Raw genomic sequence first — 12,670 nt, forward strand, 5'->3', positions numbered from 1 at the left:
CAAAGTATAAACTTTGCGCCTGTTCTGCTTTAAAATATCTTGCCCGGGTTAAGTATACCGTGTGGGTCGAAGAGTTGCTTAATTCCCTTCATTAAACGCAGCTGCACTTCGTTTACAGCAATACCAATGTATGGCCGTTGCACCAAGCCAATGCCGTGCTCTCCAGAAATGGTACCTCCCAGCGATACACAAAGCCTGAAGATTTCTTTTATACCCTCGGGCAACTTATACTTCCAATCATCATCCGACATGTTGTCTTTCACGATATTTATGTGCAGGTTACCGTCGCCAGCATGGCCGTAACAAACTGATTTAAAGTTATACTTTGCGCCGATCTCTTTTACACCTTTCAGTAGCTTTGGAAGCTCGGCACGCGGCACCACAGTGTCTTCTTCTTTGTAAATGGAGTTGCTTTTAACGGCATGGCCCACACTACGGCGGAGTTGCCATAGGTCTGCCTTCTGCTTTTCGGTGTCGGCCACTAGAATTTCGCCTACATTATACTTTTCCAGCACCTGGTATACATCTTCGGCATCTTTATACAGCTGATCCATATCTTTACCATCTAGCTCAATCAGCAGGTGTGCTTGTATATCTTCGGGTAAATCTACGGCGATGTTCATGTACCTGGAGGCCCACAAAATAGCATCACGCTCCATAAACTCCAGGGCGGAGGGCACGATGCCCGCCATAAAAATCTTTGACACAGCATCACAGGCCTCTTCTTCGTCGTGGAAGGGCACCAGCATAACTAAGTTTTGCGGCGGGTAAGGGATGAGCTTAAACACAATTTTTGTGATGATACCTAGTGTGCCCTCGCTTCCTACCATCAGTTGCGTCAGGTTATACCCTGTAGCATTTTTGAGTACGTTGGCTCCTGTCCAGGTAATTTCGCCAGTTGGCAGCACTACTTGCAGGTTCAGCACATAGTCTTTGGTCACGCCATACTTTACGGCTCTTGGCCCTCCGCTGCTCTCGCTCAGGTTACCGCCTAAAAAGCAGCTACCTCGGCTCGATGGGTCTGGAGGATAAAAAAGTCCTCGCTCAATCACCGCCTCCTGAAAAACCTGGGTAATAACTCCTGGTTCTACTGTAGCTTGCAAGTTGCGCTCATCAATATGAACAATCTTATTTAACCTCTCCGTGGAAAGTATAACTCCTTGATGCACAGCTAATGCGCCACCACTTAAACCTGTGCCTGCCCCACGAGGTGTAACCGGTATAAAATTTTGATGGCAAAACTGCATAATATGGCTTATTTCTTCAGCGTTTGCAGGTTTAAGGACTACCTCTGGCAAATAGCGCAGGTCTTCGGTTTCATCGTGGGTGTACTGCATCATGGCATCGGCAGCAGCAGGCAATATGATATGCCCGGCACCAACTATGGCTGTAAGCGCCTCAACAGCCTCAGGGGTTACTTTATTAAATTTCATTTTTAAAAAGAATTGCTAATCTGTAAATTAGCATGCTCTAATATTGAGATCACCTATATTACTAAGTTACGCTTTGAGATCACTATTTACTACTTCTGCCTTATTTATCTTTTTCCTTTTACTGGCAGCATCCTGCCAGACCTCACAGCCTACTTTTAGTAAACGTGGCGAAGATTACCGCTCTGCCCGCGAAATAGCTGAGGCAAAGCGACAGGAAAGAAAAGCACGAAGACTTGCCGCTAGAAATGGCGGTAAAGACGCTCCCCTTGCCTCTAAAGACCGCACCAGCCGCACCCGCGTTCCCCGCAACCTAGACGAACAGGTTTCTACTGTTATCAAAACAGCACGCTCTTACACCGGCACACCTTACAAATGGGGAGGCACCACAAGAATTGGTATGGACTGCTCCGGCTTGCTGTGCACCTCCTTCCAAAGTATAGATGTTATACTTCCGCGCACTTCTGATGAGCAGAGTCGCTATGGAGATGAAGTAAGAGTAAAAAATCTTAAAGAAGGTGATCTGGTGTTTTTCGGTGCAACTAAAAACAGCCGCCAGATTACGCATGTAGGCATGGTAACAGAAGTAGTGAGTAACGATGATATACGCTTTATTCACGCCTCTACTTCATTGGGTGTTATAGAGAATAATCTGTTTTCCGATCACTACCAGAAAATATTCATAAAAGCAGTAAGACCTCCAGTTTTTTAGGTAAACATACAGATTATGTTAGCCAAAAGAACAGCCCCTGTTATTACATAAATTTAATATAACACAACTACAACATAGGTACTTAAAAGCTAGTAAAAGTAATTGTTTATCAACTAGTTAAAAGTACCATGAAAACTTTCTACAGATTCTTTTTCCTGTGCCTTTACATGCTGTTATCAGCACAATTGTTATGGGCACAGGGTACTACTACGGCTGCTATGAACGGAGTTGTTCAGGACCAGGGCGGCACTCCTTTACCAGGCGCTACTGTTGTTGCAGTGCATACCCCCACTAACACGCAATATGTGGCTGGCACCAATACCGAAGGCCGTTACAACATCCAGAACATGCGCGTGGGAGGGCCTTATACCATTACAACATCTTATGTGGGCTACCAAGAGCAAAGGTTCGAAAATATTAACCTGGCACTAGGTCAAAACTTCAGGCTTGATATTACCTTATCAGAGAGCACCACAACACTAGGTGAAGTAGAGGTAACAGCCACACAGGATAAGATTATAAACTCTGATAGAACCGGGGCTGCCACAAACGTTTCTGCAGAGCAAATACAATCGTTGCCAACTATCTCCAGAAGCTTAAATGATTTTACCAGGATAACACCACAGGCTTCCACTTCAGGGGCTGGTATTTCTTTTGCAGGCCAGAACAACCGCTTTAACAACTTCTCTATAGACGGTACTGTTAACAACGACGTATTTGGATTATCCGCCTCCGGCACAAACGGAGGGCAAACTGGTGTGCAGCCTATCTCGCTGGACGCCATCGAAGCCATACAAGTAGTTATTGCACCATTTGATGTACGCCAGAGCGGCTTTACGGGAGGTGGTGTTAACGCTATCACAAGGAGTGGCTCCAACAGGTTTACCGGATCTGCCTATTATTTCTGGAACAATGAGAAACTGGTGGGCAAAAGCCCCGACGAAGAAAGAACAAGACTACCAGACTACACAGACTACCAGACCGGACTAAGAATTGGAGGCCCAATCCTGAAAGATAAACTTTTCTTCTTTGTAAACGGCGAGTTAACAAAAAGAGAGGCACCCTTACTGTTTGAGCCAGGCACCCCTAGCTCTAACATAACCACAGAAGAGGCAAACAGAGTATTGGCAGCAGCCAACCGTTTAGGATACGACCCAGGCAGTTTCAGCAGCATCAACGACGAAACCACCAGCGAGAAGATATTTGCCCGCCTGGACTGGAACGTAACTAATAATCACCAACTGACACTGCGACACAGCTACGTACAAGCTGAGAACACAGACAACAGCAGAACCCCTAACGCATTGCGTTTCTCTAACAATGCTGAATTTTTCCCTAGCACAACTAACTCCAGCGTATTGCAACTTAGAAGTCAATTTGGCTCAATGTATGCTAACGAAGCCATTATTGGCTATACAAGAGTGCGCGACGATAGAGATATTATCGGTGATCCTTTCCCAAGTGTAACACTCAGATTATCGGGTGGCAGAACTATATCTTTTGGCAGTGAGCCGTTCTCTGGGCAGAACCAGCTAGACCAGGACGTGTTTACTATCACCAACAACTTTAACATTTTTGCAGGCAAGCATACAATCACATTAGGTACACACAACGAGTTCTACAAAACATTTAACCTCTTTATCAGACAGGAATTCGGCGCTTACGAATATAACTCTATTGAGGCTTTTGAGGCAATTGGAACACCAGACGAGCAGGCTCCTTCTGCATACTTTAGAAACTATTCCAGAACAGATGTTCGGGAGCAGGGAGCCGATTTCTCAGCTTTCCAGCTCGGTTTTTATGTACAGGATGAGTATGCCGCACTTAACAACCTGAAGCTTACTTTAGGCTTAAGACTGGATATTCCGACATTTAACGATGACCCTCCGGCCAACCAAGAGTTTAACGAGGCATTTGCATCACGTGGACTTGCCACCGACCGCACGCCAGGTGCCCAGTACATGCTATCACCAAGGTTTGGTGTAAACTGGGACGTGTTTGACGATGGTAACACACAGATACGCGGTGGAGCAGGTATTTTTACGGGTCGTGCCCCGTTTGTATGGATCGCAAACCAATACACCAATACCGGAGAACTACTAGGCAGTCTCTCCCTGACAACAGGAACTACTCCAAACCCTACACTAGAACAAATCAGGTTTGAAACAGACCCCGCTTCTCAGCCTACTGCTTCATCGCTGGGATTATCAGACAGAACTGCTGAGATAAATATAACAGACCCTGATTTTAAATTTCCGCAGTTATTCAGGGTAAACGCAGCTGTTGACCAGAGGCTACCAGGCGGTTTTGTAGGCACCCTGGAAGGTATCTATTCTAAAAACCTGAACAATATATACTATCAGAACCTAAACCTGGAGCAGAACGGCACACTAACCGGAGCCGATGACCGTCCTGTTTTCCGCAGAATACCAAATAACAGCTTCCAGGACATTATTTACCTGACCAACACAAGCGAAGGCTTTGCCTATAGTATAACAGGCCAGGTACAGAAGGCTTATGAAATGGGCTTGTCCGGATCTCTTGCCTACACTTACTCTCGTGCAAAAGATGTAAACCCTGGCAATTCGAGCCAGGCGCGCTCTAACTGGATAAATGTAAACCAGGTGCGCGGCCTGAATAATGTGGAGGAAGCTTTTGCCGATAACGATATCCGTTCCAGGATAGTAGCAGGCTTAACCTATGGAGTAGAGTATTTAGGTTTTGCCGCAACTACACTTTCCCTGTTCTACAATGGCCAGACTGGTTTGCCGCTATCCTACATATATAACGGTGATGTGAACAACGACGCCGGCAGAACGAACGACCTAATTTACATACCAAGAGACGCATCAGAAATAAACCTTGTACCGTTAACTGACCGTTCGGGCCAGGTAATAGCAACACCAGAGGAACAATGGGAAGCACTCGATGCATTTATTTCTGATAACGAATACCTTAGCGAGAGAAGAGGCCAATATGCCGAGCGTAACGGAGACCGCTTGCCATGGACTAACCAGGTAGATCTACGTTTGACACAGGAATTTAAGTTAAAACAGCAGGACAACGATCACAGACTTCAAATCACTTTTGATGTGTTCAACTTCACAAACCTGCTCAACAAAGATTGGGGCCGACAGTATACGGCATCCTTTAATGCTTTCCAGGCAATTGATTTTGTGGGCTATGTGCAGGGCACCACCACACCTCGCTTTAACTATACAGGTAGAGGTTTAACAGATGGCGATCCATACTTTGTAAATGATTTTTCCTCTAGATGGAGAGGCCAGCTGGGAGTGAGGTATATATTTAATTGATCAAAATACTACCGTAAGGTTTCCTTATTTTAAAAAACAAAGGCGAGGACTTTTATCCTCGCCTTTGTTTTTGTGCTTTAAATCCACTTTTACAGCGCTGAAATATAACACATTTTTTTGTTGATAAAAACTTATAACACCACATAAATATTAATAATAATTTAACGCCGGAGTAGTTGGAATTCAAGTAATAGCATCTAATTTTGCGCCAAAATCAACCTATCATTTATGAAAAAGTTTTATAGTACGCTATGTCTTTTCCTAGCTATGGTACTTACAGTACAGTACAGCTGGGGACAAGGAGCTACCACCGCTGCGATGAGCGGAACAGTAAAAGATCAGAGTGGAGTAGCATTACCAGGCGCAACGGTAATTGCAGTACACACTCCAACAAACACTCAGTATGTTGCCGGCACAAACGCTGACGGTAACTTTAACATCCAAAACATGCGTGTTGGCGGTCCTTACACCGTAAGAACATCTTACGTTGGCTACCAAGAGCGTAAAATTGAGGGTGTAATGCTTAACCTGGGTCAAACAGCCCGCGTTGACTTCTCCATTAGCGAAGATAACCGCCAACTTGGAGAAGTACAGATTGTAGGTCAGAGGGACGATGTTTTTAACCAAGATCGTACTGGTGCCGCAACAAACGTTTCACGTGAGCAGATCGAAAACCTGCCTACTCTAAGCAGAAGCTTACAAGACTTCACTCGTCTTACTCCGCAAGCTTCTGGCAACTCAATTGGTGGTTCTAACAACCGCTACAACAACATCACTATTGACGGCGCCGTGAACAATGACGTATTTGGTCTTTCTGGTAGCGGAACACCAGGTGGTTCAGCTGGCACACAGCCTATCTCGCTGGATGCAATCCAGGAGATCCAAGTAGTTGTTGCCCCTTACGATGTTAAAATGGGTAACTTTACAGGTGGTGGTATTAATGCCGTAACACGCTCTGGAACAAATGATTTCACTGGATCAGTTTATACTTTTGGCCGTAACCAAAACACAATTGGTAAAGCTGTAGAAGGCCCAAGAGTAAAAGCTGATGAATTTACTAACTACCAGTATGGCGTTCGTGTAGGCGGACCAATCCTACGTGATAAATTGTTCTTCTTTTTAAACTACGACGCAACACGTATTTCTGAGCCGGTTCGTTTCGCCCCAGGATCATCTGAGTCACAAATACCATCTGCCACTGTACAGCAGCTTGCAGACTTTGTGAAAGATAATTATGGTTATGATGTAGGATCTTTCGGAGCTATTGACAGAAAAACAGAAAGCAATAAAATCTTCGCTCGTTTAGACTGGAACATCAACAACAATCACCAATTCACCATCCGTCACAACTTTGTTGATGCATTTGATGACAACATTTCAAGAAGCCGTAGCTTTGTACGTTTAGGAAATAACGCATATCAGTTTACAAGCGTTACTAACAGCACTGTAGCTGAATTAAACAGCCGTTTTGGCAACAACATCGCTAACAACCTTATCTTGGGTTACTCTCGCATTAGAGACAGCCGTGATATTGCTGGTAGCATGTTCCCTCAAGTAACGATCAACGATGCAGTAGGTACTATTGAGTTTGGTGCTCAGCGTTCTTCGACTGCTAACGAACTAGATCAGGACATCTTCGAAATTACTGATAACTTAACTTACCAGTTAGGCAACCACAATTTCACAGTAGGAACTCACAATGAGTTTTTCAGCTTCCGCAACTTATTTATTAACAATATGAACGGTCGCTGGGACTTTAACAGCCTTGAAGATTTCTATATTGGCAAAGCTAGCCGTGTACAGGCAACTTACGCACTAGATTCAAACAACCCTCTTCCTGCTGCTGAATTCAACGCTATGCAGCTTGGCTTCTATGTTCAGGATGAATTTACAGCTTCTGAGAAATTAAAATTAACATTAGGCTTACGTGCCGATCTTCCAGTATTCCCAGATGCTCCAACACGCAACGAGAAATTTGAAAACAATTTCGGTGCGCTGTACCCAGGCTTAAGAACTGACCGCACACCAGGTGGCAACATCCTTTGGGCTCCTCGTTTTGGCTTTAACTATACACCAACTGAAGATCGTTCTTTCCAAGTACGTGGTGGTACAGGTATCTTCACTGGACGTGTTCCTTTTGTATGGTTATCTAATCAATTCACGAACACAGGTACAGTTTTTGGCACAGTATTCCAAAACAACCCTAAGAAGTTCGTTACTGAGGTAGAGGACCAGCGTAACGCAGGTGCATCAGACAAAACAGTTGAAGTAAACGTAGTTTCTGAAGACTTCAAGTTACCACAAGTATGGAGAAGCAACTTAGCAGTTGATTATACACTTCCAGGAGAGGTTGTAGCTACAGTTGAAGGTATCTATTCTAAAACACTGAACGATGTAGTTTACAGAAACTTGAACCTGACAGCACCGGTAGGTACCCTTCCAGGTGTAGACAACCGTGATGTTTATGCTTCTTCAACATCTGCCCGTCGTGTAAATAATGATTACACAAACGTTATTCTTCTAGATAACACCAATAAAGGCTACCGTTATAGCGTTACTGGTCAGTTAAGAAAGAACTTCACAAATGGCTTGAACTCGTCTATTGCCTATACTTACGGTGAGTCAAAAGATGTAAACAGTGGCACAAGCTCTACAGCGCTTTCTAACTGGGAGTATAACCAAATTGTAAATAACCCTAATGATCCTGCACTGGAGTACTCACGTTATGATGTACGCCACAGAATTGTAGGAACAACAGGTTATACCGTTAAGTATGCGAACAACTTTGCTACTTCAATATCAATGTTCTATGAAGGCCAGTCTGGCTTGCCATTTACTTACCTGTACTCTCAGGACCTTAACAATGATGGTAACCGCGGTAATGACTTGATGTACGTACCACGTGATCGCAGCGAGATCAACCTTGTTGACCTAAAATCTAATGGAGTAGTTACAGCAACTGCAGATGAGCAGTGGGCAGCGCTAGATGCTTTCATAGCTGATGATGATTATCTGAACTCACGTCGTGGCCAGTACACAGAGCGTCATGGCGCACGCATGCCTTGGACACATCAGTTTGACCTTCGCTTACTTCAGGACTTTTATGTTAAAGGTGATAATGGTAAATCACACACATTACAGATCACTTTTGACGTATTTAACGTAGGTAACTTAATTAACAAGGATTGGGGCCGCCAGTACTTTGTAAATAACAGTGCTAACGAGTTAGTACGTTACGCAGGAAGAAACAGCGCAGGTGAGCCAACGTTCACTTTCAACCCTAACAGCAGAGGTTATAACGTTTCTCAGTTTGCTTCAAGATGGCAAGGCCAGTTAGGTCTTCGTTACATCTTCAACTAAGCTTAATACTTAGACCATATACCAAAAAGGGGCAGCAATCGCTGCCCCTTTTTGGTATATATTATTTTATAATTGGTAAGTTTTGCTTTTAAAAAATTAATAATCTTTCTGTGTTAAACTATTTATAGATATAATAATTTCATCAAATCACAAATTCAATTCACTCTTGCCTTCTACTCCTCCTGGCAGGCAAGTAGCAGTTGCTACAATTTAACTTAGCTGAAAGGCACTACACCTTATGTTACAGTCTAGATAAGGAAACTTCTCTAGAGTACCCTTTAGTCCAACATACTTTGCTCTTTTAGACTTGCTGCTACCTTTATAGTATTAGCTTATAGGCTACCTATGTTAACTACTATAATCGCTAATACGAATTAGCGCATACAGTAACAATAAAATAATATTACACATGATTAATATATAAAAGCTGTCAATTACTTTTGCACGCAAAATCAATCAACCCATTTATGAAAAACTTTTATAAAAAGTTGTCATTATTTATCGCCCTCATGCTGATGACTCAGCTGGCATGGGCTCAAGGAAGTACTACTTCCGCAATGAACGGTAGGATCATCGATGAAAGCGGCATGGGCTTACCAGGAGCCACTGTGATCGCCGTACACAATCCTACTAACACCCAATATGTAGCAGGCACTAACGCCGATGGCCGCTACAATATTCAAAACATGCGTGTTGGCGGTCCTTACACAATCAGGACAAGCTACATAGGTTATCAGGAGCAGCGTTCCGAAAATGTATACCTAAAGCTTGGTCAAACCCTTAGCCTTGATTTTAAACTTGCTTCAAGCAATGTTAACTTAGGAGAGGTTGAAATTGTGAGTAAAAAGGACAATGTAATCAACATCGATCGTACTGGTGCAGCTACTAACGTGGCACGTGATCAAATCGAGAAGCTTCCTACATTGAGCCGTAGCATCCAAGACTTTACTCGTCTTACGCCACAGGCAAATGGCAACTCTTTTGCAGGCCGCAGCGGCAGCTTTAACAACACCACTATTGACGGTGCGTTATTCAACAATTCTTTTGGCCTACAATCTAACGTAGGCTCCCAAACAGGTGCGCAGCCAATTTCATTGGACGCTATTGAGCAAATTCAGGTAAACCTGGCACCTTACGACGTGCGCCAGGGAGGTTTTACAGGTGCCGGCATCAACGCAGTAACCCGCTCTGGTACAAATGAATTTAGTGGATCAGTTTACTTGTTCGGCCGTGATGAGAGATTAGTAGGTCGCAATGTGGGTGACACCAAGATGCCAAAGCAAGAGTTTTCTCTTTCTCAGCGTGGTGCCCGTGTGGGTGGTCCTATCCTGAAGGACAAATTGTTCTTCTTCATGAACTATGAAGAAGAAAGAATGTCCTCTCCTGGGGCTAGCTTTATTGCATCACGCCCTGGTTTGACTGGCTCAAATGTTTCTTCTGCTGACGCCGCTCAACTTGATGCGCTTAGCAAGTTCTTGAAAGACAAGTATGATTATGAGACAGGGCCGTATGAAGGCTATACCATGGATACTTACAATGACAAGATCAATGCAAAAGTAGACTGGAACATCAATAAGAATCATACTTTCTCCTTCAAGTATAACTACCTGAAGTCTTGGAAAGATATTCCAGCATCTAACTCTGGAGCCCCGAACAATAACCGCCAACCAAGTATCACGGCACTTCCATTCAAAGCATCAACTTATATTATCAATAATAATCTTAACTCTTATATTGCAGAGTTAAACAGCCGTTTTGGTGATAAATTTGCAAACAACTTAATCATCGGCTACACAGCATTCCGCGATTTCCGCGAAAGCAGCGGTGGAGTATTTCCTCTTGTTGATATTGAGAACGGTAACAAGTCTAGCTTAACAACTTTCGGTTACGAGCCTTTCTCGGCTAATAACAAGCTTGACTCTGACGTTTACCAGTTCAGCAATAACTTCTCAATATTCGCAGGGAAACACGTAGTAACTGTTGGTACTTCAAACGAAGCATATAAGTTCACCAACGGTTTCGCCCCTAACTATTATGGCCGTTATCGCTATGCTTCTCTACAGGATTTCTACGATGATGTAAACACAGGCACAGCAAAAGCAAAAGAATACCAATTGCAGTACTCTGCTCAGCCTGGAGGTTTCCCTTTTGCTGTAATCAAAGCAATGCAGCTTGGCCTATACGCACAGGATGAGTGGGCTGTAACCAATAACCTGAAACTGACTGCAGGTGTCCGTGCCGACATGCCGATCTTCAACACAGATCTGCTGCGCAACGAGCAAGTGGAAGACCTTACATTCCGTGACGGAGAGAAAATAGACGTAAGCAAGCTACCAGAAACTAAAATCCTATGGTCTCCTCGCTTCGGCTTTAACTGGGACGTAAAAGGTGACCAGACAATGCAGGTTCGTGGTGGTACAGGTATCTTTACTGGCCGTGTTCCTTTCGTTTGGGTCTCTAACCAGGCATCTAACAACGGTGTATTGTTTGGCTCATTTACTGATAAAGATGCTGCAGTTCGTCCGTTTACTCCTGATGTGACTGCATACATACCAGCTAATGCAGCGGCAGCTTCACGTTACAACCTTGCAGTTACAGCTGAAGACTTCAGATTCCCACAGGTATTCAGAAGCAATCTGGCTATAGATAAGCAACTGCCTTTTGGCATAGTGGCCACTCTAGAAGGTATCTTTACAAAGGATGTAAATGCTGTTTACCACAAAAACGTAAACCTGCCTAACGCATCGAGAACTGCCAAAGGTGCTGATAACCGCCCAATCTTCTACGCACTTGATCAGAACGGCAACATTAAGTTTGACTCTAAAGGAAATCCTGTTACACAAAACAAGATTTACAGCAGCGTCCCAGATATTACTGACGCTATCGTAATGGAGAACACTAGCAAGGGTTATTCATATACAGTAACTGGTCAGTTGCAGAAGTCTTTCACTAACGGTTTGTTTGCAAGTGTTGCATATACATATTCTGATGCGCGTTCAGTAAATGATGGTGGTTCTATCGCTCAGTCAATTTGGAGAGACAGACAAATTTCAGGAGACCCTAATTCTCAGGCATTGTCTTATTCTAACTTCCTGACTAGACACAGAGGTATCCTTGCTTTGTCTTATAGAAAAGAGTACTTCAGTCACCTAGCGACTTCCATCTCTACATTCTTTGAGGTTTCTTCTGGCAACAACTTCTCTTACACCTACTCAGGCGACATCAATGGTGATGGCCAGTCGTCAAACGACCTGATTTACATCCCACGTAATGCTGACGAAATAAGATTAGTAGCTGCTGACAAAGATGACACTCGTGATGCTGGCACTATCTGGAACCAACTGGATGCTTACATCTCTCAGGATGCATATTTGAACTCTAGAAGAGGTCAATATGCAGAGCGTAACGGTGCAGTAGCTCCTATAACTACACGTATGGATGTTCGTATCCTACAGGACCTATTCACTAACATAGGTGGTAAAAAGAATACTCTTCAGCTAAGCTTTGATGTGTTCAATATTGGCAACATGTTGAACAAGGATTGGGGAATAATTCAAACTCCTAACAGAACAAACCTTATCAACTTTATGGGCTATGAGACTGATGGTACGCCAAAGCTAGCATTCCCTTACTTAGATAAGGCTACTTCAACTCCTCTTTCTAAGACTTTCCGCGATAATACAGGTGAGTCTTCTCGTTGGAGAGCTCAGGTTGGGATTCGTTACATCTTCAACTAAGCATAGACTTATACTACATAAAAGGGGGCAGCAATCGCTGCCCCTTTTTCTTTTATACCTATTTTATACTTCTAAATTTTGCATTTCGCAAAAAACATCTATTTTTGTGAACACAAA

Annotated in this window: 5 protein-coding genes; 4 read left to right on the top strand and 1 reads right to left on the bottom strand. The window is 43.6% G+C overall.

Annotated features, from left to right (window positions below):
- Nucleotides 1–29: 29 nt before the first annotated feature.
- Nucleotides 30–1,433: an FAD-binding oxidoreductase gene (locus tag WG943_RS13345; RefSeq protein ID WP_340409701.1), complete on the bottom strand. Its 1,404-nt coding sequence runs from the start codon at nt 1,431–1,433 to the stop codon at nt 30–32.
- Between the two features lie 73 nt (nt 1,434–1,506).
- Between WG943_RS13345 and WG943_RS13350 the strand changes: the two genes are divergently transcribed.
- The 4 genes from WG943_RS13350 (at nt 1,507) to WG943_RS13365 (ending at nt 12,553) form a co-directional block, all read left to right on the top strand.
- Nucleotides 1,507–2,142: a C40 family peptidase gene (locus WG943_RS13350; protein ID WP_340409703.1), complete on the top strand. Its 636-nt coding sequence runs from the start codon at nt 1,507–1,509 to the stop codon at nt 2,140–2,142.
- 128 nt (nt 2,143–2,270) lie between these two features.
- Entirely contained in the window at nt 2,271–5,456 is a 3,186-nt protein-coding gene (locus tag WG943_RS13355; protein WP_340409704.1) for a TonB-dependent receptor, read from the top strand.
- A gap of 228 nt (nt 5,457–5,684) precedes the next feature.
- Nucleotides 5,685–8,816 carry a TonB-dependent receptor gene (locus WG943_RS13360; protein WP_340409705.1) on the top strand — a complete coding sequence of 1,044 codons (3,132 nt, stop codon included), beginning with the start codon at nt 5,685–5,687 and terminating at the stop codon, nt 8,814–8,816.
- 467 nt (nt 8,817–9,283) lie between these two features.
- Nucleotides 9,284–12,553: a TonB-dependent receptor gene (locus WG943_RS13365; protein WP_340409706.1), complete on the top strand. Its 3,270-nt coding sequence runs from the start codon at nt 9,284–9,286 to the stop codon at nt 12,551–12,553.
- Nucleotides 12,554–12,670: the final 117 nt, after the last annotated feature.

Origin of the sequence: Pontibacter sp. H249 (assembly GCF_037892465.1) — a bacterium.
Classification (GTDB): domain Bacteria; phylum Bacteroidota; class Bacteroidia; order Cytophagales; family Hymenobacteraceae; genus Pontibacter.